General features: G+C 41.2%; 20 protein-coding genes and 1 other annotated feature. Of the genes, 2 read left to right on the plus strand and 18 right to left on the minus strand.

Annotation, left to right across the window (positions count from 1 at the left end; translation table 11 throughout):
- Positions 1 to 54: 54 nt before the first annotated feature.
- From CTER_RS23195 to guaA, 3 genes are all read right to left on the minus strand, one after another.
- Complete coding sequence (locus tag CTER_RS23195) at positions 55 to 351, minus strand: hypothetical protein (RefSeq protein ID WP_004630126.1); 297 nt, start codon at positions 349 to 351, stop codon at positions 55 to 57.
- A 254-nt stretch (positions 352 to 605) separates the two neighbouring features.
- Positions 606 to 1,406, minus strand: a complete 801-nt coding sequence (locus CTER_RS23200; RefSeq protein ID WP_004629959.1) for a nuclease-related domain-containing protein — start codon at positions 1,404 to 1,406, stop codon at positions 606 to 608.
- Positions 1,407 to 1,809: 403 nt separating this feature from the next.
- Positions 1,810 to 3,345 (minus strand): glutamine-hydrolyzing GMP synthase, encoded by a 1,536-nt coding sequence (gene guaA, locus CTER_RS23205; RefSeq protein WP_004629962.1) that lies wholly within the window; start codon positions 3,343 to 3,345, stop codon positions 1,810 to 1,812.
- A gap of 482 nt (positions 3,346 to 3,827) precedes the next feature.
- Between guaA and CTER_RS23210 the strand changes: the two genes are divergently transcribed.
- Positions 3,828 to 4,577 carry a type II toxin-antitoxin system Phd/YefM family antitoxin gene (locus CTER_RS23210; protein ID WP_004630162.1) on the plus strand — a complete coding sequence of 250 codons (750 nt, stop codon included), beginning with the start codon at positions 3,828 to 3,830 and terminating at the stop codon, positions 4,575 to 4,577.
- A gap of 47 nt (positions 4,578 to 4,624) precedes the next feature.
- Here CTER_RS23210 and mnmL read toward each other — a convergent pair whose 3' ends face one another.
- From mnmL to CTER_RS23270, 12 genes are all read right to left on the minus strand, one after another.
- Entirely contained in the window at positions 4,625 to 5,563 is a 939-nt protein-coding gene (gene mnmL / locus CTER_RS23215; RefSeq protein WP_004629777.1) for a tRNA modification radical SAM protein MnmL/YtqA, read from the minus strand.
- Positions 5,550 to 6,974, minus strand: a complete 1,425-nt coding sequence (larC, locus tag CTER_RS23220; RefSeq protein ID WP_004630265.1) for a nickel pincer cofactor biosynthesis protein LarC — start codon at positions 6,972 to 6,974, stop codon at positions 5,550 to 5,552. Before larC ends, mnmL begins: the two co-directional genes overlap by 14 nt.
- Positions 6,975 to 7,097: 123 nt before the next feature.
- Positions 7,098 to 7,844, minus strand: coding sequence for a nickel pincer cofactor biosynthesis protein LarB (gene larB / locus CTER_RS23225; RefSeq protein WP_004630178.1), 747 nt, complete (start codon positions 7,842 to 7,844; stop codon positions 7,098 to 7,100).
- 49 nt (positions 7,845 to 7,893) lie between these two features.
- A protein-coding gene (prfB, locus tag CTER_RS23230; protein ID WP_200859492.1) for a peptide chain release factor 2 occupies positions 7,894 to 9,016 on the minus strand; the annotation gives its coding sequence in 2 pieces (ribosomal slippage) (positions 7,894 to 8,940 and positions 8,942 to 9,016; 1,122 coding nt in all).
- A 59-nt stretch (positions 9,017 to 9,075) separates the two neighbouring features.
- A complete protein-coding gene (locus CTER_RS23235) occupies positions 9,076 to 9,903 on the minus strand; it encodes a Cof-type HAD-IIB family hydrolase (protein WP_004629891.1) in 828 nt (275 codons plus the stop codon).
- A 45-nt stretch (positions 9,904 to 9,948) separates the two neighbouring features.
- Positions 9,949 to 11,115, minus strand: coding sequence for a pyridoxal phosphate-dependent aminotransferase (locus tag CTER_RS23240; RefSeq protein WP_004629676.1), 1,167 nt, complete (start codon positions 11,113 to 11,115; stop codon positions 9,949 to 9,951).
- Positions 11,112 to 11,591 (minus strand): Lrp/AsnC family transcriptional regulator, encoded by a 480-nt coding sequence (locus CTER_RS23245; protein WP_004630105.1) that lies wholly within the window; start codon positions 11,589 to 11,591, stop codon positions 11,112 to 11,114. The genes CTER_RS23240 and CTER_RS23245 overlap by 4 nt, the downstream gene beginning before the upstream one ends.
- Positions 11,592 to 11,708: 117 nt before the next feature.
- Positions 11,709 to 11,975 (minus strand) — a binding site (T-box leader).
- 139 nt (positions 11,976 to 12,114) lie between these two features.
- A complete protein-coding gene (locus CTER_RS23250; RefSeq protein WP_004629926.1) occupies positions 12,115 to 12,546 on the minus strand; it encodes a divIVA protein in 432 nt (143 codons plus the stop codon).
- 195 nt (positions 12,547 to 12,741) lie between these two features.
- The gene (gene trxA, locus CTER_RS23255; protein ID WP_341349550.1) at positions 12,742 to 13,125 is read right to left on the minus strand and encodes a thioredoxin; all 384 of its coding nucleotides are present in this window, start codon (positions 13,123 to 13,125) and stop codon (positions 12,742 to 12,744) included.
- Between the two features lie 28 nt (positions 13,126 to 13,153).
- Positions 13,154 to 14,203 (minus strand): hypothetical protein, encoded by a 1,050-nt coding sequence (locus CTER_RS23260; RefSeq protein WP_004629841.1) that lies wholly within the window; start codon positions 14,201 to 14,203, stop codon positions 13,154 to 13,156.
- Positions 14,204 to 14,300: 97 nt separating this feature from the next.
- Positions 14,301 to 15,329 (minus strand): phosphodiester glycosidase family protein, encoded by a 1,029-nt coding sequence (locus tag CTER_RS23265; RefSeq protein ID WP_004630010.1) that lies wholly within the window; start codon positions 15,327 to 15,329, stop codon positions 14,301 to 14,303.
- Between the two features lie 189 nt (positions 15,330 to 15,518).
- Positions 15,519 to 15,920, minus strand: coding sequence for a putative ABC transporter permease (locus CTER_RS23270; RefSeq protein WP_040761989.1), 402 nt, complete (start codon positions 15,918 to 15,920; stop codon positions 15,519 to 15,521).
- Between the two features lie 644 nt (positions 15,921 to 16,564).
- Here CTER_RS23270 and glgP point away from each other — a divergent pair.
- Positions 16,565 to 19,126, plus strand: a complete 2,562-nt coding sequence (glgP, locus tag CTER_RS23275; RefSeq protein WP_004629833.1) for an alpha-glucan family phosphorylase — start codon at positions 16,565 to 16,567, stop codon at positions 19,124 to 19,126.
- 192 nt (positions 19,127 to 19,318) lie between these two features.
- Here glgP and CTER_RS23280 read toward each other — a convergent pair whose 3' ends face one another.
- From CTER_RS23280 to CTER_RS23290, 3 genes are read right to left on the minus strand one after another with little or no spacing between them, the layout of a single operon-like run.
- The gene (locus tag CTER_RS23280; protein ID WP_004629617.1) at positions 19,319 to 20,287 is read right to left on the minus strand and encodes an acyl-CoA dehydratase activase; all 969 of its coding nucleotides are present in this window, start codon (positions 20,285 to 20,287) and stop codon (positions 19,319 to 19,321) included.
- Positions 20,256 to 21,371, minus strand: a complete 1,116-nt coding sequence (locus tag CTER_RS23285) for a hypothetical protein (RefSeq protein WP_004629796.1) — start codon at positions 21,369 to 21,371, stop codon at positions 20,256 to 20,258. The genes CTER_RS23280 and CTER_RS23285 overlap by 32 nt, the downstream gene beginning before the upstream one ends.
- Positions 21,343 to 22,341, minus strand: coding sequence for an acyl-CoA dehydratase activase-related protein (locus tag CTER_RS23290; protein WP_004630166.1), 999 nt, complete (start codon positions 22,339 to 22,341; stop codon positions 21,343 to 21,345). The genes CTER_RS23285 and CTER_RS23290 overlap by 29 nt, the downstream gene beginning before the upstream one ends.
- Positions 22,342 to 22,457 lie beyond the last annotated feature (116 nt).

Consider the following 22,457-nt stretch of genomic DNA (forward strand, 5'->3'; position numbering starts at 1 on the left):
CCAATCATATTAGTTTATTCAATGTATTTTGTATTAGTAAGTTAGCCCGTAAACTTAATAGTCGATAATGCTCTTGGACCCATCAATGTTATTTATATTTTCTTGAATTTCACCAATACGTTCTTCATATACCGGTATCTGTACATTTGCTGATATTCTTCTCAATAGTTCAATTTTTTGTTCTTTTGTTAAATTAAACTTTTTTAATACTGTGATCCACCATACAGGGTCTCTATAATCACATACATCAAATTCTATTCTGCATTTGGGATCAGTGTATATCATAGTTCCACAAGTGCCATATTTGTTATCTTTTGATGTATAAATATCATAATTTTTAGTTAAATCCATTTCGCTCAGCTCCCTTTTCAAAGAAACTATATATTTACCCGTAACAAACCTTATAGTTTCAATGTTCTATTGGCATCAATATCCAATATATTAAATTGCTAGTCGATATTTTCACTTCACATACAAATTTATTCATAACTATATACTACCAAATTATACTATAACCATCGAGCCATAAGCCATATAAACTTCTAAAAAAATACTTTAACTAACTTTGATGTTACCATCGGAAGGACCTCCAGATGGTTAATCCTTTATACCTTTTGAGCAGATTTCTTCTTTGAAATATCTTCATTATTCTGACTTTTTTCTTTAGCAGGACTTACCTGTGGAGATAGATTAATTTTCAGTGCATCTGCAATTTTTTTGCATTCATCGAAAGAATATTTATCCGGGAAACTGGTAATATGTTGGGCCAATTGTTCTGGCTGTAATACCGGTATATCAGAAAAATGTTCTTTCAGTTTCTCATCCCAGTCAGCAAATACAACAATTGTATTAACAAAATAGTTTCCCGCTTGGTTCTTCTGCAGAAAATCATTTAAAAGTTTAGAATTCAATATTCCTTGCTTTATCATATTATACTGCTTATTATACTTTAGATTCTTTTGAGCAGAATCCTTCCAATTCTTTGTATCTATGGTAAATATACCTTTGGGACAAACCACAATGTGGTCAATTAAGTTGTTTTCAATTTTAACTTCATTAAATAAATAATAATCGCTGGGGAGTTTTGACAAAAGCCTTATAACATCAGAATCTTTAAAGTTATGTATGATACTCTTGATTCCTTTTACGATAAACCATGCGCTTAATGCTAACAAAACAGCAGTTATCATTGTAGGAACATTCAAAGGAATGTTAATCTCACTTAAAGGACTAATGAAGTCCTTTAGTACTGTAACTGCTCCTCTGAAAAATGTTTTTAAAGCATTTACAATTGAGTATGAATAATTAAACGTTATATATCCTGCAACTATTAAGATTAGCCCTGTACACAGGTAAGAAATAGGCTTTCGTATAATGCTTTTTTTCTTTGTTTGAATAGATGCCATAAGAACTCACTCCCTTAATCTTTCTTCCGTCTATAAACATATGTATTTTACTGTATAATATTATATTAATTTGTAATTAAAGTCTATATTTTCCTGTTTCCTTAAAAATGAAATGCATGGAGTAAAATGCTCTTACTTGGCTTGAAAAATAATAGAAAAACCGCCTTAGATATACCTTAAAATCGGTAAATATCTAACACGGTTATATATAATCATCTGAAATTTAAAACCATAAAACCCTTTTTGTTAATAAGCAAAAAAACACTAATACCTCCGGCAGCGCTCGGCGTTCTTTAATGTACCCGGCTTGCCGCATAGTCGCTCTGCTCCCTCCCGGTCGCATTGCTCCTTGCGCTGCGCAATAATCGCCTTCGCTTCTTCTGCCTCCGGCAGCGCTCGGCGATTATTCCCACTCAATCGTCGCCGGTGGCTTCGAGGTGATGTCATAAACTATTCTGTTTATGTGCTTGACTTCGTTGACAATACGTGTTGAAATACGCTCCAGCACATCATATGGAATCCTCGCCCAGTCAGCGGTCATAAAGTCTGTGGTTGTTACTGCACGCAAAGCCAGAGTATAGTCATAAGTTCTTTCGTCACCCATAACTCCCACACTTCGCATGTTTGTCAATACTGTAAAGTACTGGTTTATTTCTCTGCCAAGGCCTGCTGCCTTTATTTCCTCGCGGAAAATGTAATCGGTATCTCTCAATGTATCGAGTTTTTCCTTTGTAAGATCACCGATTACTCTGATAGCAAGACCTGGCCCCGGGAAGGGCTGCCTCCAGACGATGTCCTCAGGAATACCCATTTCTTCTCCGGCCTTTCTTACCTCATCCTTGAACAGATTTCTCAAAGGTTCGATTATCTCCTTGAAATCCACATGATCGGGAAGTCCCCCCACATTGTGGTGGCTCTTGATAACTGCCGCATCACCGTGACCGCTTTCTATTACGTCAGGATAGATTGTTCCCTGGACAAGGAAATCAACCTTTCCGATTTTCCTGGCTTCGTCTTCAAATACCCTTATAAATTCTTCACCTATGATTTTTCTCTTGGATTCAGGGTCGGATACCCCTTTCAGCTTTTCCAAAAATCTGTCTTCACAATTAACACGGATCATATTTATATCATACTGGTTTCTGAATACCTGCTCCACCTGATCTCCTTCATACTTTCTCAAAAGTCCGTGGTCGACAAATATACAGGTCAGCTGCTTTCCGATTGCCTTGTGAATGAGAACCGCCGCAACAGAAGAATCCACTCCGCCTGACAGGGCGCATAAAACCTTCTTGTCTCCAACCTTTTCCCTGATGGCTTTGATCGAATTTTCAACGAAAGATGACATTTTCCAATCACCTTTGCAGTGACAGATATTTAACAGGAAATTTCTCAACATTTCCTTTCCCTTTGGAGTGTGCATAACCTCAGGATGGAACTGAACCGCATACAGATTTTTTTCAACATGCTGCATAGCTCCGGCTGGGCAATTTGTAGATTTAGCAGTAATGACAAACCCTTCGGGCGGATTGCTCACATAGTATGTGTGACTCATCCAGCAGGTGGTGTTTTCGTCAACATTCCGGAAAAAGGGCTGGGACTTGTCCACACAAATCTCCACCTTGCCATATTCACGCTGTTTGGCGGCTTCAACCGAACCTCCCAGCATGACGCTCATAAGCTGCATGCCATAGCATATTCCCAAAACCGGAATACCAAGCTCAAATACTCCCGGATCACATTTCGGTGCACCTTCATCCAGTACTGAATTAGGCCCTCCAGTGAATATGATGCCCTTGGGATTATATGATTTAATTCGCTCCAGTGACGCACTGTAAGGAATGACCTCACAGTATACATTAGCTTCTCTGACGCGGCGTGCTATCAATTGGTTGTACTGTCCGCCGAAATCCAGCACCAATACCATCTCATTGTTCAAAAATAACAACTCCTTATTCGTATAATAGGCATATTTTAAAGCTTAATACTTTAAGTCATATCAATATTTTAATATTATATCGAATTTTGTTTGGTATGCATAGCATCAAAAATGCTTTTGTAAATAAAATTTTGTAGTCAAATTGAATACTTAAGCATTTAAGCGCATAATTATTCACAATTAGCATTTATTGGATTCGGCTAACTATAAAATCAGGATTAATTGGCAATAAACACCGGGCATCAGGTTTCCTTCAGTTATTGGCAATGGGACCGAAATCGGTAAAATTCCGTCAGTCTTTATCATAATCATGGAAATTATTACAGATCATTCTTGACAAAATCGTTCTATATTATATAATAATATTATTAATAATCGTACTTTTCCTATTAATATCGTACATATGTCCGCAGATGACGCCAATCTTTCATACGATTTTTTCCAGGAACCTTATTAAAATAAATACATAAAGGAGATCTGCCATGGATTACGAAACCAAGGTAATAACGGCAACCGAGCTCAAATTAAATTTAGGTAAATACCTTGACCTGGTGAGTAATGACAATGAAGTAATCATTACAAAAAACGGAAAGAAAGCCATCAGACTGACCCCTTACATCAATGACATCGAAAGATATTTTACAGTGAAGGAAAAAGCCCTGGATTATCGGTATGGTGGTAAAAAGGTGTCCTATGAGGAGTTCATGGAAATCTATGAAAACAGTGAGCTCCGTATGGAATACATCAATGGTGAGATAGTCCTGTTATCTTCGCCCAGCACCTTTCACCAGGTAATCTCCGGCAATTTGCATGTAATTTTAAGAAATTATTTAAAAGGGAAAACCTGCAAGGTTTTCTATGCTCCCTTTGATGTACACTTTTTTAAGAAAGACTTGAAAACTCCCGACGTCATGCAGCCCGACCTGCTTATAGCCTGCGATCTCGAAAATACCGTCACTGAAAAAGGACGGTATATGGGAACACCCACTCTGGTTGTAGAGATTTTGTCCCGGAGTACCCGGTCAAAGGATATGGTGGATAAATTGAACACCTACATGTTGTCGGGTGTTAAGGAATTTTGGGTAATTGATCCCAAAAACAAATCTGTTCTTCTCTATGGCTTTAAAGATTGTGAAATTGACTTCCATTCAGTCAGCAAGAATAATGATATTGTAACGTCATATTGGTTTAAAGATCTGGAGGTTACCCTTGAAGATATTTTTGAAGGCTGAAACAAGCCTTCAAAAATATCTTACCTGATTGTTCATATTTCAGAGTGTCAATGTATTTTATTCATCAAACTGTTACCTGCTTTATACAGTCTGCCCTGGCAGGTGTTTTGCTCAACCATTTTTGCTTCTATCATATCCTGTAGCTTCCACCAGCTGGTATTCCAGTTGCAGAAAACAGTTCTTTCGGCAGGGGCCCTGCCAATCAGCCTCTGTACCACAATATCAGGGTCGAGATGCTCCAAAAATCTTATGGTTCTGTCAATGAACTCATCAATGGTTATCGGCTGAATTTCTCCACGGGAATACATTCTTTCCAGCTCAGTATTTTTAAGAATAAACAGCGAGTGGCACTTCACCTGTGAAACACCAAGGGCTGAGATTATCTTTGCCCCTTCAATAACATCGTCCACATTATCCATGGGAAGGTCGGTTATATAATGGGCGCATATACCAAGCCGGTATTTTCTGATCCTTATTGCGGCATCTATGAATTCCGCAAGTGTGTGCCCCCGGTTAAGCAGCTTTAGTGTATGATAATTGACAGTCTGCAGTCCGAGTTCCATAACAATATCTATTCCCTTTTCCTCTTTCAGTCCGGCCAGAAATTCCATATACCTGTCGGCAATACAATCAGGACGGGTTGATATATATATTGCAACAATTCCCTCCCGGCAGGCTTCGGATATATTTTTTACGAACAGCTCGTATGGAAGGTAGGTATTTGAATAATTCTGAAAATAGGCAATAAACTTTTCACTTCCATAGTTTTTCCCTATATACCTGACGTTTTGCTCCAGCTGATCTGCAACCGAGATTTCACAGGACAGATTTTCGAAACCTGCCCCTTCTTCTCCGCAAAAAATACATCCCGCCCAACCCAGACTGCCATCCCTGTTCGGGCAGGTGACAGGCAGGTTTAGCGGGAGTTTATATACCTTTGAGCCGTATTTGTCTTTCAGAAATTGAGAAAATTTATTGTACAGCAATGCAGCTTCCTTCCTGCCTGTAAGTTTCATTTACCATTTCATATACTTTAGTTATGGGTATACCGTTCTTGACGGCTATACTCTTGCAATCTTCATACTCGGGAGCAAATTTATGTATATCACCCATGCTGGCGACTTTAACTCTCACATCTCCGTACATTGTATTAACCTTCACAAATTCCCTGTTCATACAAAACCTGGCCGACCTTTTTACCCTTATCCCCAGGGTGGAAGTCTCACTGAATATGACATCCGAAAACTTTTTCTCATCTCCGCATTTTATCAATACTGTCAGCATTACCGAAGGTCTGTTTTTCTTCATATATATGGGTGTGTAGTATACATCAAGTGCACCGGTGTCCAGAAGCTTCTCCATAGTATAGCCCAGGATTTCGGGAGACATATTGTCAATATTGGTCTCAAGTATTGAAATTTCATCGTTAGGTACGTTGTCCTGCTCGTAAAGTGTGCCAACCACCGCCCTTAAGGCATTAAAATGGCCGGTATTCCTTTTTCCCATACCATATCCCGTTTTTTCTATGGACATGGGAGGCATTTTTCCAAAAGCAGAACAGGTCATTTTAAGAATTCCGATACCTGTGGGAGTGACCAGTTCAAAGGGAATATTCTCAGTCACCAGAGGAATTTTGCTGTTGCACAGCATTTCCATGACAGCCGGCACAGGCACGGGTAATAGACCGTGTGCGCATTTGACAAAACCCTTTCCCTCATGCAGCTCGGAGGCATATATCCTCTCAACCCCGAGCATGTCGATGCATATGCATGCACCTATAATATCTACTATTGAATCGATTGCTCCAACCTCATGGAAATGGACCTCGTTAATATCCTTGCCGTGTACCTTTGCCTCGGCACGGGCTATTTCCCTGAAAATTCTGGTACTCATAGCCTTGACTGCCGGCTTCAGACCGCTCATATTAATGATATTTTCTATATCGGCAAGGTTCCTCTCCTGGTGGGAATGGCTATGTTCATGCCCGTGACTGTGGTCATGGTCGTGATCATTATCGTGCAGATGTTCGTGATCGTGGTTATGATCATGGTCGTGGTCATGATCATGGCTGTGAAGGTGGTTGTGCTCAGAACTGTGTCCATGAGCCTGTTCATTATCATGCTGATGTCGGTGCTCATGGTCATGATGATGGTCATGAGTATGACCGTCACCATTTTCGTGCCTGTGCTCTTCACATTCGTCATGGAGTATAACATTTACGTCAGTACCGGTTATGCCATTTTTAACAACCTTTTTTATCTCAATGGAATAACCGTCCACTTTAAGCTTGTCCAGTTCCTGTAAAAAGGCTTTGCTGTCAAGCCCCAGGTCCAGCAGGGCACCAAGGGTCATATCTCCGCTTATTCCGGAAAAACAGTCAAAATATAAAACTCGCATTAATTCCTCCGCAATACTAAATAGTTAATCGATATTTTTTAAAATTTTAATCTTGTTATACCCTAAATTTTGAAATATAAACACTAATATAACAAAACTCTCCCGTACTGATTTCAAGAACGGCTAAAGCTTGTTGATATTGCTGGCCAGGTAGCCTGCGCCGAAGCCGTTGTCTATATTGACAACACCTATACCGCTGGCGCAGCTGTTCAGCATGGTAAGCAGCGCCGCCAAACCGCCGAAATTTGCTCCGTAGCCTACACTTGTGGGCACTGCTATCACCGGCTTGTCAACCAAACCGCCTACCACACTTGCCAGAGCCCCTTCCATTCCTGCCACCACAATTACCACATTTGCCTGGGTAATGGCATCAATTTTGGACAAAAGTCTGTGGATACCTGCTACACCCACATCGTATATCCTATTGACCCTGTTGCCCAGTACTTCTGCCGTAATTGCTGCCTCCTCGGCAACCGGGATATCGGAGGTTCCGGCGGTTATAACCGCAATATGCTTTTCACTGACAATTATCTCTTTTCTTTTGACAACAATTATCCTTGCAGCCTCATGGTACTCAGCATCGGATATGACTTCGCTCACTGCGGCAAAATCCTCTTTTGATGCTCTTGTGGCCAGTATATTATTATTCTTTTCCATTAATCTCTTAACTATTTCAACAATTTGTCCGCTGGTTTTCCCTTCACAGTAGACAACTTCAGGATAGCCGACTCTGATGCTGCGGTGGTGGTCTATCTTTGCAAAGCCCAGATCTTCATAAGGCAATGCCTTTATTTCCTTGAAGGCACGGTCTATTTCAACTGTCCCGTTCTTAACTCCTTCAAGCAATGCCTTCAATTCTTCAGAATTCATACCAATCCTTCTTTCCGTTACCTGTTAGTATTAAGCCTTTGCATTGCCTTTAAACGGCAGCATTTTCACCGGACTTTTCCATTGAAAGGTATGCATTTATAAAGCCGTCCAGATTTCCGTCCATTACACCGTTAACATTTCCTTCCTCATAATTTGTGCGGTGGTCCTTTACAAGGGTATATGGGCAGAACACGTATGACCTTATCTGGCTGCCCCAGGCAATATCCAGCTGGACTCCCTTCAAGTCCTCTATCTTCTCTTTCTGTTCACGCTCTTTTAGCTCAAAAAGCTTTGCCTTCAACATCTTCATTGCAGTATCCTTGTTTTGGAACTGTGAACGCTCGGTCTGACAGGAAACTACAACACCGGTGGGTATATGTGTTATTCTGATGGCGGAGTCGGTCTTGTTTATATGCTGTCCTCCGGCTCCTGATGCCCTATAGGTATCAATTCTCAAATCATCGGGATTGATATTGATTTCTATGGTATCATCCAGCTCGGGCATGACATCCATGGACGCAAAGGAAGTATGTCTTCTGCCTGAAGCATCAAATGGAGAAATTCTGACCAGACGGTGCACTCCCTTTTCTGATTTCAGATACCCATATGCATTTTCCCCGATAATGTGAATTGTTACACTTTTAATTCCCGCCTCATCGCCATCGAGCAGATCCAGTATCTTTACTTCATAGCCTTTAGCCTCTCCCCACCTGGTGAACATGCGCAGCAGCATCTCCACCCAGTCCTGGGCTTCTGTTCCCCCGGCACCTGCATGCAGGGTAAGAATGGCATTATTCTTATCATATGGCCCTGTCAGCAAGGTTTCCAACCGCAGTGACTCAAGATTTTTTTTCAGCTTTTCCAGCCCTTCGCCTACCTCGGGTATTACACTTTCATCCTGTTCTTCAATCCCCAGTTCGGCAAGAGTGATTAGATCCTCCCACTGGGAGGTCAGGTTGGTAAATCTCTCTATTTTTGATTTAAGATTCTTTGTTCTTTGAAGTATCTTCTGCGAATTCTCCATATCATTCCAGAATTCGGGTTCAGAAGCCTTGTGCTCCAACTCGGTTATCTCATCGCTCAGTCTGGCGATGTCAAAGTGAAGCCCTCATTTCCTCTAAATTGCTTTTCAAGCCTTGAAGTTCAAGCTTGTATTGTTCCAGCTCAAGCATTTAATCATCCCTCTCTAAAGTTAATAATTGATTCTGTACATTACTATTATATCCAACGTCTAGCCTTTTGCCAAAATAAACTTTTCTATAGCCTGTGCGACACCGTCAGCTTCATTGGATGCCGTTATGTAGTTTGCAGCAGCCTTGGCAATTTCTTCACCGTTATCCATGGCTATGCTCATACCGGCATATTCGAACATGGAAATATCATTTTCGTTGTCTCCGATAGCTATCATCTGTTGGGCAGGAATACCGTAAATATCGGTTAATTTAGCCAGAGCCGAACCTTTGCTGACACCTTTGTTCATTACCTCGAAATTGTCGAAGTTGGAACTCATGACATCAATCTCACGGAGCTGTTCCATATCTGCTCTCACTTTCCTGAGCTGCTGCAGATCATCGTTGACTATGACAAATTTCAGCACGGTATCCGGAATACTTTTCAATTTGGCTTCCATGTTTTGTACCACTTCGATATCCACCCGGTCCTCAGACGGCAGAGACCTGTTTCTTTCATAATACTTTTTGGATGTAAAACCCAATCTTTCGGTCAGCATGGTATCACCGGCATAAACGTGGTAGTATACGCCATGCTTCTGGCAAATGCGGTTAATCTTTAAGCTGACCTCCACATCCATATAATCCGAATATATTATTTTACCGTCGATTTTATCTGTAATAACAGCTCCGTTACAGGCAATTATCGGATCCCGGGAACCTATTTCCTTTGCATACAGCCTAGCTCCGGTATACACTCTGCCTGAGCACACAACAACCTTAACGCCCTTTTCCATTGCTTGGGAAATTGCTTTCTTATTTCTCTCCGATATTTCCTTATCCATATTCAGCAGCGTTCCATCCAAATCTATTGCAACCAACCTGTACATTAATTCCTCCAACCAGGCTTCAACCGGCAGCAGTGCAGCAGCGCCCTAACCAAGACTGTCGGTAAAAGTCCTTATCCTCTTCATTGCTTCGATTATATTTTCCATTGACGATGCATAACAGGCACGGACATATCCTTCACCGCATTCTCCGAATGCTGTTCCGGGCACCACCAACACCTTCTGCTCAATCAAAAGTCTTTCGCAGAATTCATCCGAACTGAGACCCGAGCTTTTTATATTGGGAAATACATAGAAGGCTCCCTTCGGTTCAAAGCTCGAATATCCTGCTTTCTGAAATCCGTCCACCATTACTCTCCTGCGTCTGTTGTACTCTTTTGCCATCATGGCCACATCGTCATCACTGTTCTGCAGTGCCTCAATCGCGGCATCCTGAGCCGTTGTGGGGGCACACATGATACCGTATTGATGTATCTTTTTCATCTCACCGATCAGGTCCCTGTGGCCGCAGGCATAGCCCAGACGCCACCCGGTCATGGCAAAGGATTTTGAGAATCCGTTGATTACAACCGTCTGTTCCTTCATTTCCGGAAAGCTTGCAATTGAAGTATGCCCGCCTTCATAAGTAAGTTCGCAGTATATTTCGTCCGACAGTACCACTATGTTTTTGTCCTTCAGTACCTTAACCAGTTCATATAAATCCTCTCTGGTCATTATAGCTCCTGTGGGATTATTGGGAAAGGGTATGATTACTACTTTTGTTCTATCAGTAATGGCATTTTCCAGCTCTTCAGCCGTCAGCTTAAATTCATTTTCCTGCTTTAGCGGAATGGTGACGGCTGTAGCGCCTGTAAACCCAGTACAGCCCTTGTATGCCACAAAGCTGGGCTCCGGAATAATTACCTCGTCACCGGGGCCCACAAGAGCCCTCAAAGCTGCATCAATTCCTTCACTTCCTCCCACCGTAACCAATATTTCATCCACAGGATTATATTCCAGTGAAAATTTTCTCTGCAGATATTTGCTTATCTCTTCCCTGAGTTCAATAAAACCTGCATTGGAGGAATACTGTGTATGCCCGTTTTCCAGCGAATAAATTCCGGCCTCCCGGATATTCCAGGGTGTTACAAAGTCAGGTTCCCCCACTCCCAGGGATATGACATCCTTCATCTCGTTAATCAGATCGAAGTACTTTCTGATACCCGAAGGCGGGACATTTTTTATTCTGTCCAAAATCATATCTTTCATTATCATATGAAAATCGGCTCCCTTCTATCTATGGGTTTTTCCTCAAATATGGTTCCCTTGTCCTTGTATTTTTTCAATACAAAATGGGTTGCACAGCTGAGAACCGATTCAAGGGGTGCAAGCTTTTCCGATACAAACAACGCAACTTCCTTCATGGTTTTCCCCTCAATGATTACAGTGAGGTCAAACCCGCCCGACATCAGATAACAGGCTGTAACTTCAGGATATTTGTAAATTCTGTCGGCTATTTTATCAAAGCCCAGCCCTCTTTGAGGTGTCACTTTGACTTCTATAAGTGCCGTAACCTTTTCCCTCTCGGTTTTATCCCAATTGACCAGTGTACTGTATCCGACTATTACATTTTCAGCTTCATATTTCTTTATGGCTTCCGTTACCTCTTCAACCGATTTGCCAAGCATAACCGCTATCTCCGCCGCTGTCACTTTACTGTTCTTTTCCAAAATCTCCAGAATCTCTTCCATTTTCAATCTCTCCTTTACATTTTTATTTAGTCGTTATTAACTTATAAATAATATCTGATCAGAATATTTTTTTAATATAATAAGAAAGGTGGCACAAAAAAAACCCAAGTCCTCCAAAACAGGGACGAAGGTTTCCGCGGTACCACCCTAATTAATGCTGCAATGCATTCACTCAAATAATGCGACATTAATTACACTAATGTTTACATTACGCGCCTGTAACGTAGCGTCACGTCTTTTTCTACTTGCCGTCTCCGACTTTCGAAAAATCTGCTCCCGGGCTGCCTTCAATACCAACCAGTACCGGAATCCCACCAACAGCGACCTGTTTACCGGCTCTCTTAAACTGATTCAATACTTACTCTTCCCATTCACAGCATTTAAATTTATAAATTTGTCACCCTACTTATTTAATGTATGCAATATTAATATATGCAATAGCCATCAAAAAAACACAATAATTATTAAAGCTTATTATAATTTAAATTATCTTTTTATTCAAGTATAAAAATAATTTATACTTTTATTCCTTTATAAAGCCTGACAGTTCACCCTCATATTTTTTAAGCTTGCCGACTAGTTCCACCTTTAAGACCTTAAGTTCTTCCTTTATATCCACAAGCTTTTCTTTTTCTTCTTCCACCTGTTTTTCAAGATTTTTCTTCTCGCTGATGGCCTGAAGTTTTGCGTCGTTAATGATAGTCTCTGCCTTTTCCTGTGCAGTAATAAATGCAGTGGCTATCTTTTCCCTGTCTTCCTTTATCTGCTGAATATTTGAACTGATCTCATCATATTTGGATTTGATATCACGATACTGGGCTTTAACATCAGCAATTTCCTTTTCCTTGGCTTTAAGCTTTTCTTCATACTCTTTATTTAATCTTTCAAGATAATCATTCACATGTTTTTTCTTGAAACCGAAAAGGGCCGTAGAAAATAATTTTTCCCCTGCCATAGTACATCCTCCCACAAAATATTTGTAGTAAATGAATTATTTTATAATATCTTCCATTATAACAAATGAATCTCTTAAGGGCAAGCTTGAACAAATCAACTGCCGAAAGAGATTCATCATATGGAAATAAATAATATTCTCATTTATTGTAAAAAAGAATTAACTAATATACTGCTATACTGCAAAGCTCCGATTCTATAAATGTTTATCTATGAGCTCGGCAAACTCATCTTTTGCCCTGGCTCCCACAATCTTTTCGGCAACCTGGCCGTCTTTAAATATCAGCACAGTCGGTATGCTCATTATTCTGAACTGGGCAGCCAGTTCACCCTGGTCATCCACGTTTACCTTTGAAATCTGAACTTTCCCCTCATAATCCTCTGCCAATTCCTCCATTATTGGAGCCACCATCCTGCAAGGGCCGCACCATGATGCCCAGAAATCAACCACTACCGGCTTTTCTGATTTAAGTACCGACCCCTCGAATGTATCTTTGGTAATATCAATTATTTTACCTGACATAAAAATTTCCTCCTGATTCACATGTTGGTTGCTAAAACTTAATTTATTTATACCCATTTGAAAAATTATTAAACATCTCTGCCGGCTAATATTCCTTCAAGGAATTAATGTTAACCTTATTCCCGTCGATGGAAACAAGCGTACCGTTAAGTACCTCCAAAAACTCTCCTCTGAATGAAGCTTTCAAATCATTTTTAACATTAATAATTTTGTTCTCACTTCTATTAATATAATAAACATTTCCGCTGCCGGATACAACTATATCTTCCGGAGGCACAGGTTCTTTCAAAGGAGTTTTGGTCCAGTCATCAGTAAACCTGTTTTCTGTGATCTTCTGCTGGTATAGCTGAGTCACCTTTCCGTCGTCCCCCAGGGCTGCAATAAACAGGGTATCGTTTGCATCTATATCCAGGATCCTCACATTTTCGGAATCAATGGTTATCTTTGATTTTGACTTATCCATATCATTATACACATAAACCGGTTCCCCCGGGTTCTGATAAACCAGCTTGTTAACATAGGCGCTCTCCTTGATAATTGCGTCAGCACCAAGGGTTAAAACATTTGAATACTGGTTCATGACATTGATCCTGTAAATTCTTGACCTTGTCTCCGAAGTATTTAATTGTGCATAAACTACGTTTGTATACGGTGAAAGATCTATATCCATAACTTTGCTTTGTGCATTTACGGCTTTTATCTCGGGCAGATCCCTGATAGTTCCGTAATCGGCCTCATAGGTTGAAATCTGTATCACTCCCCTTTTACCGTTTTTGGTATCCGAGGAGTAAATAATCATATCCCTGTCAGGCAGCCACTTGAAAAATGTTATCATATCGTCTTCAAGACCGGATATCTTTTTATCTTTTTTCGCTTTTATATCCACTATATGCAGCGCTCCGTCAGTGTCCACATATGCGCCGAATCTTGAATTATATGATACCTTTACTTCCTTGACTCCGTCTGCAACTGTGAAAACTCCAGTCACCGGCTTTTCCTTCACTTCACCATCAGCCGTTGTTATACTAACCGAACCATCACTATTTAAAAATATATTATTTATATAAAACAATACACAGAATTGGAACATTACTGCTAATAATATCCACTTATACCACCTAGCTAAAGTTTTCAATCAGGTACCATTCGCCTTTCCAGCCCACATAAATGAGTTATGAATAAATGTACGCACCTACCGTGAGCCGGGTAAGGCGTGAAGCAGAGCTCTTATTCTACGGCATTACCATAAATACCGACGGAACCGATCTTTCACCCAGAGCGTCAGAAGGTGTATTGATTACCTTTCCGTCATAATACATCGTTGTTGAAGAACCTCCGTCCAGATTGGCAGCATTTACGGCGCCATGCTTGAGCATGATGTTCTGAACTTCCTCCAGGGTTGCTCCAAAGGATTTCAGGCTTCTCCCGTCAATAACCAGCATGAGCACAGAACCATCTTCTTTTTGTCCTATTACTGTTCTTGGAGAGATACCCCATCCGCCGTCTCCCTTTACAGTGGGTTTACCGTTAACTATCAGAGGAGGACCGAAACTGATTGCCTCCTTAACCTTGTATTTATTCAGATCGTTCTCCGAATGCTTCCCTACTATGAGCATACCATCTTCAGTAAAAGCGATGGTATCACGTTTTTTGTCCTTATCCTTGATTTGTCCGCTTATATACTTGCCGTTACTGATCAGATATCCCAGCGGAGCGCCTCCTGTTCCTGCCCATTTGGTGTCAATAAAACCGCCTCCGTTTATGGCTGCAATGGCACCATTTCTTTTTGCTATACTGCTGGTGGTTTCACCGGCTCTGGGCATCTGATTGGAGTATCCGACCTTTATTCTGGTGGGATCTTCTATCAAAAGCATCTTACCTTTAAAATTGGAGCTCTCAACATCGAAAAGTTCAATCTCCCCGGTGTGCTTTACTCCAAATTTAAGCATTTTTATTGCTTCGGTATCTAAATCCGATATTGCATAACCGTCACCCAGTATCCTGGATATTGCATTGTCCGACAAAAAGGCCTTCGGAATTTTCTGAAGCGTAAAGGAGTTCCAGGTCATCCCTATTATGGTTCGCTTTACGTTGTTGAAAGGACCGTAAAAGACCAGCAGCGGTGTTGTTAACGACATAAATAAAAACTCAAATATTAAAAAAACAATAAAGCTTTTCAGCTTTGATTTTTTCTTTTTTTTCTTTACCTGCTTGAGCTGATTTTGCAGCCCAAACTGTTCATTTACCGTTATGTTATTCATTTAGCCCCCTAAATCAAATAAGCCCCACAAAGTGCAAACAAAAAGCATACACCCTCGTGTATACTTTTTAGTAATCTAATATAAAAAGTAATTATATTATAATATTGTTATTGGTATATTTCAAATGAATCACAAAAAATTAATATTTGTAACATTAGTGACACAGGATACTGGAAAATCTGCCATTTTCTACACGATCTTCAATCTGTCAAGTGCCCGGTGCACACGTTCGAACAGCAGCCCTGCCAGAAACCATGCGGGAGCATAATCCAGCCTGACAATACCCTCAACGGCAAATCTGCCGAAATACTGCCATGGATATACGTGCAATATGCTCAGGATCAGTTTTCCGGTTGTGTATTCTATTCCCCAAATTATCACAACCCAAACTAAACCTCTCAGTACAACATTCCAGGAACGTATAATGTCATGAAGAGGTTCCAGGAAAACTCCGCATCCGTATATAAAAAACATCCACAGGCTGGTATATGCCTCAAGGGTCATATTGCCGTTGATTAACGAATATAGTCCCGTCCAGACTATTTCCATACTCCAGCCGATAATACCGTAAATAAAAAATCGTTTTATCATATTTATCATAATATATATTTTTTTCACATTTTGGTACTTTTTATTTATCAAAATCATAAATTGTGAAAAGTATTTTTTTCCATTTGCTGAAAAGCAATCATAATTTAACGGCACAACAAGTTAAATTAGCTCGTAATGCTAGTTAATAATTTGTTTTGCTTTACAGATAGATTTAATTAGAATCAACTGGTACGAGGGACAACTTCATAAAATAAGGGCGCACGGTTAAAAACAATTGCGATAAATTGTCGCCAAAGGTAAAGTGGTTTTGCCGACAAAGCAACAGGACGTTGCTTTAAGCTTCAAATCGAGACAGGATGTCAAGTTTGAGCGACGGCAAAACCGCTTTAAATGAGGCGATACAATTTATGTAATTGTTTTGGGGGCGCCCTTATTTTATGAAGTTAGTACGGAAGCTACCAGTTGATATAGAATATTACACAGGTAAAGCAAAATTCAAATTAATTAGCACTACGCGTTAAATAAATTTTAACATTGTATTAATTAATGATAAACGCTACCAATAACATCTTCTTTATGTTATTATATCAACAACTGAAAATCGGATAAGCAAATACAGCTTGAATCATATAAATAACGGGTAGAAATATATAATCTACTAAATAACAGATTGGAGGATGCACATGTATCTTGTTGGAAAAATCAACGTAATATCAGCCCTGCCTGAAGAATTTAAGAGATTGAGCGATATCGCATATAATTTATGGTGGTCATGGAATCCTGAGGCAATCGACCTTTACAGGGAGATCGACTTGGAGCTGTGGGAAAAGCTGGGCAAAAACCCCGTACGTTTTCTGCAGGAGGTAAGTCAGAAAAAGCTTCAGGCCAGGCTTGAAGATAAGGATTATATGTCAAGGCTTCATAATGTGGTCGCTGCCTTTGACAGCTATATGTCCGAAAAAGACACATGGTTTTCAATAAATCATCCTGAAAGTAACGGAAAAAGAATTGCATATTTCTCTGCCGAATACGGTCTAAACGAAGTGCTGCCTATTTATTCCGGCGGTCTGGGCGTTTTATCGGGTGATCACTGCAAATCTGCCAGTGATCTGGGCCTTCCCTTTACTGCAATCGGTCTTTTTTACAAACAGGGCTATTTCAGCCAGAGAATCAATATTGACGGCTGGCAGGAAACCAGCTTTAATAATTTGAATATTTCCCAGCTTCCCATATTGCCGGCACTTAATTCAAACGGCGAGCAGGCTGAAATCAATATCACCTTTGCGGGCAGAACCGTATATGCAAAGGTCTGGAAAGTACAAATCGGCAGAATCAATCTTTACCTGATGGATACCGATGTGTCGAAGAACAATCCTTCTGACATAGCCCTAACTTCAAGGCTGTACGGAGGAGATCATGAAACCAGGATTCAGCAGGAAATTTTCCTTGGCATCGGCGGCATCCGTGTTTTGGATGCACTGGATATCCACCCCACGGTTTATCATATGAACGAGGGACATTCCTCTTTCATGGGACTTGAACTTATAAGAAAACTTATTAATGAAAAACATTTAACCTTTAAGGAAGCAAAGCAGATTGTGTCCAACTCCGCCATATTTACTACCCATACCCCTGTTCCGGCAGGAAATGACACCTTTCCGCTGTACATGATGGATAAATATTTCGGAGATTTCTGGGGTCAATTGGGACTCAGCAGATATGATTTTCTTGAACTGGGACTGAAAAATCCCGAGGATCAGAATTTCAACATGACAGTCCTCGCTCTGACGCTTGCCGGCAGAAAAAATGGGGTAAGCAAGCTTCACGGTGCCGTCTCCAGGGATATTTTCGGAGATGTTTGGCCCGGTGTACCCCAGGATGACGTTCCCATAACACACGTAACCAATGGAATCCATACACTGACCTGGTTATCGCCTAAAATAAAGGAGCTTTATGACAAATATCTCGATTCCGGCTGGAAAACCAGGATATATTCCGCTTCCACTTTTGAAGCTGTAGACAATATTCCTTCCGGAGAGCTCTGGAATACCCATTTGGAATTAAAGCACAAGCTGATCGGTTTTGTAAGGGATAGGCTGAAGGCTCAGAAACTGGCTAACGGTGAATCTATGGAAGCGGTAAGACAGGTTGATACCTTCCTTGATCCCAATGCGCTTACCATCGGTTTTGCTAGAAGGTTTGCAACCTATAAGCGTGCAAACCTCATATTCAGAAATCTTGCAAGGATACAGAATATCCTTAATAACCCGGAAAAGCCGGTGCAGATTATTTTCGCCGGTAAAGCCCACCCTGCCGACGGCCCGGCTCATGATGTCATCAAGAATATAAACGATATAGCAAGGCAGGAAGGCTTTTATGGAAAGGTTATCCTTCTTGAAAACTATAATATGACTGTTGCCAGAAATCTTGTTCAAGGCGTTGACATATGGATGAATAATCCAAGAAGGCCTCTTGAAGCAAGCGGAACCAGCGGTCAAAAGGTCTGCATTAATGGCATCATTAATTTCAGCATTCTGGACGGCTGGTGGTGCGAAGGCTATAACGGTGAAAACGGCTGGGTTATAGGTGATGAGACCGAATTTGACAATGAGAACTCCCAGGACAATATAGACAGCGAATCCATATATGACACTCTTGAAGGAAAGATCGTTCCTCTTTTCTACAAGGTTAACGAGAAAGGTATCCCTGAGGAGTGGATCCGTATTATGAAAAATTCCATAAAGTCACTGGCCTGGAATTACAGTACCGACAGAATGGTAAAGGAGTACACCGAGAGAATGTATCTGCCCGCCATGACCGGGGCTTCAAAGCTGTTGGAGGATAACTGCAATACGGCAAGAAGTTTCAGCTCCTTTGAAGAACATATGAAAAACAATTGGGCCCAGGTGCAGCTTATGGCAGATAAAAACCACAATGACCTGAAAGATTACAGGTCAAATTCCGGGCAGGAAATCAACCTGTGGGTCAATGCCCAGTTAGGTGCAATCGATCCGGCAAACATTATGGTTGAATTATATTACGGAACTCTGGAAAACGGGAAAATAGCAAATGCACAGGCAGTTGAGATGAATTGCACCGAAAAGCTGGCCGACAGCCTGTACAGATATTCTCTGAACCTTAGAATTGAAGACGGCGGAGAATATGCCTATACTTTCCGTGCAACCCCAAAGCATCCGGATATGATAAACAGGTTTGATATGGGCCTGATCCGGTGGGTAATGTAGAAAACTCCAGTTAAATGTTTTCTGATATATTTAAAAATTGTATGGTTACTTGTAAAAATCCCACCGGATTAATCCAGTGGGATTTTTATTTTAGTACAAATTATGGATATAATAGTACGGGAGCACTATTCTCAGTAATTTATTATTTGCAATTCCCTCATTTCAAGACGGCCCTTTATCTAAAAAGAGCCTTTACGCAGTCCCGCTCCACTTGCCGCACTTGTCCCCCCAGCACGCCACAGGGTCGTCATCCAGTGTGATCTGGACAATTTCACAGCAGTTGGAGCACCCTGAGCATTCCCTGCTTTCGGTGGTATATGAACCGTTAAGCTTGTCAAAGCCGTTAAATTGTGTTTTTCCCGAGGCGTCCTGTACACTTTCCCTTGCCAGCAGAGCCACACCGTAGGCGCCCATGACATCAAAATGCTCCGGTATTATGATCCCGACTCCCAGAGCTTTTTCAAATGCTCTGACAATACCTATATTTGCCGCTACACCGCCCTGGAATACAATCGGAGAATCCAGCCTTTTTCCTTTTGCCAGATTTGCAAGATAGTTTCTGACCAGGGCATCACATAAACCGCCGATGATATCTTCTCTTGAATGTCCCATCTGCTGTTTATGTATCATGTCGCTTTCGGCAAAAACAGCACACCGTCCTGCTATTCTCACAGGATTTTTAGATTTTAACGCATATGACCCGAAATCCTCGATTGCTATCCCTATTCTGGAGGCCTGCCTGTCCAGGAAGGAACCTGTCCCGGCAGCACATACGGTGTTCATGGCAAAATCATGGACCACCTGGTTTTTTAACAGAATAATCTTGGAATCCTGCCCGCCTATTTCAATAATAGTCCTGACATCGGGTATTGTTTTTTGTGCTGCCACCGCATGGGCCGTTATTTCATTTTTTACAACATCGGCTCCCACTATTGCAGCTGCCAGCTGCCTGCCGCTTCCTGTTGCTCCGACACCCGATACCACAATATTCTTGCCGATCCTCCGGTCAATGTCCTTCAGACCTTTCCGTATGGATTCGATGGGCTGCCCTTCGGTGCGGAGATACTGCTTGTCAAGGACATTGTTCTCCTCGTCAATAAGTGTGATATTTGTGCTTACCGATCCTACATCAATACCCATATAACATTTTATTCTGTTCATTCAAGTGCTCTTCCCTTCTCTTTTTAATTAAATCGACAAATGCTTCAACTCTGGTATTAAATCCGGCTTCCCCCGTCATTTCGTCCCTGATGATAGTCATTACGGGAATCTGATGATTTTCTTCCACCGCCGGAAGAATAGCCTGTGATACAATCTCAGGCATGCAGCCCAGGGGATAAATATGAATAACGCCGTCATAGCCTTCCTTTGCATGGACGACGGTATTGCCCACGGTATGATGGGCATGTCCGCCTACCATACTGCTCATATATGCTTTTGATTCTCTTACGTCTTCCGATTCCACAGGCAGATGAAGACCCTTCTTCAGCATGTCATTTATGATCCAGCCGCTTACCGTAACCTGTCTCGTCACTTCCACCCCCATATTGCCCAGCATTCTCTCAATGGAAAAATTCGCATATGGCTCGATTGTGGTGTAAATCTCTCCGACAATGCCGACTTTCAAGGGCCGTGCCTTTTCATTTACCGGCAGCTTTTTAAGTGTCTTTTCTGTCTGTCTTATAAATTTTAATATTTCTTTCGAACCACTGACCTCCAGAATCCCTGTTTGGAAGCCGCGGTATATTTTATCAACACTCCCCTTTTCAAGCTGCCTGGCCCGTTTTATACGAGACAGCCTTTCCAGGTTGTCCAGCTGAACCGCCACATTTTTAGCTGCGTTCACCGCTTTTGCAACGTTTAGATAGTTTGAGCCGCCGCTGACCTTCTTAATCCTCGCGGCCAGCTCCTTCATGCCCTGATCCGGAACCTCAAGAGTTATAATATCCATCTTTATTCCGATCTCGACGGCGGTTTTTTTCAGCATCTCTCCGAAGTATCCCAGCTTGCACGGTCCGCAGCCTCCGGTTATCAGCATGGTATCGGCGCCCATTTCATGAGCCTGGAGCATATTTCCCACAAAAAGCTTAAAGGGCAGACAATGTGCTTCAGAGGTATATTTTGAGCCCAATTCCAGCGTCTTATTTGTATTAAAGGGCGGAACCACGTATTCCGAGCCAAAATCGTCCAAAAAGGATTTTGCTGTAATATAAGTATTACCTATATGAGGAAACGTTATTTTCATGGGTTACCCTCCTCACAATCATATCTACAAATGCCTCCAGTCTGGTGCAGAAGCCGGTCTCTGCCGAATGTTCATCCAAAACCAGCTTCATAAATGGAATGTCACTTTCCTCCCTAATTTTCTTTTCAACCAGTTCTATCACAAAACTGTCCACCCCGCAGCCAAAGGAAGTTATGGCAATAACTCCATCTATTCCGCCATTTTCTATGAGCTGAATGCTTCCTCCATATGCCCGGGTTCCATAATCCCAGAACAACATTTTGTCAAGTTCCCTGCATTTTTCCTTTGACTCCCGGTAATCCAGCATATCCAGCGTTACGATTCCTATCCCGTAATCTCTCAGCTTCCTCATCAATTCCATGTTTATAAAACTGTCATATACCGTATAGCAATGGCCTAAAACAGCAACCGTAATATTGGTGCTGCGTTTCTGAATGACCCGCAGGGGCATTGAACCGATTTCCTGCTTGAACTCATCGGTCAGCATTCCGGATTTCATGACCTGCCTCTCATTTCTGTATGCCTCCAATGCATTTTTATAGGCATTTTTTATTTTTTGTTTATCCTTCGTTATAAATTCACCGGTATACTGCGCGGCAAGCCATGAATTTTTTTCGCTCTTCCTCAGATTGATTTCGGTATCGATTATCCTGGGCATTAATTTTATGGAATTTCTTATCATATCCTGAACTCCGGCGACTTCCGGGCAGATGTACTGTTTTTTTGAGATACTGGTAAAACGCGGCAGGAAAATAAAGTCCGCTTTTCCAAGCAGATTTATCACATGTCCGTAATATGCCTTTATTGGGAGACAGGCTTCGGAAACGCAGTTATTGGCACCCTCCAATAATATGTTTTTGTTGGTTTTATCCGAAATTACAATTTCTGCTCCCAGTTCGGTAAAAAAGCTTTCCCATAGGGTGGAAAACTTATAATAATACAAACCTCTCGGTATTCCTACTTTGACCATTCAAGCCTCCATTGATTCATATTATGCAAATGAATGGAATAAAAAAAAATCCACTCTCAATTCATTATTGACGTGGATTCAATCTGTTATACTTTATTATTATTCTGCTGAACTTT

The sequence above is a fragment of the Ruminiclostridium cellobioparum subsp. termitidis CT1112 genome, assembly GCF_000350485.1.
GTDB lineage: Bacteria > Bacillota > Clostridia > Acetivibrionales > DSM-1351 > Ruminiclostridium > Ruminiclostridium termitidis.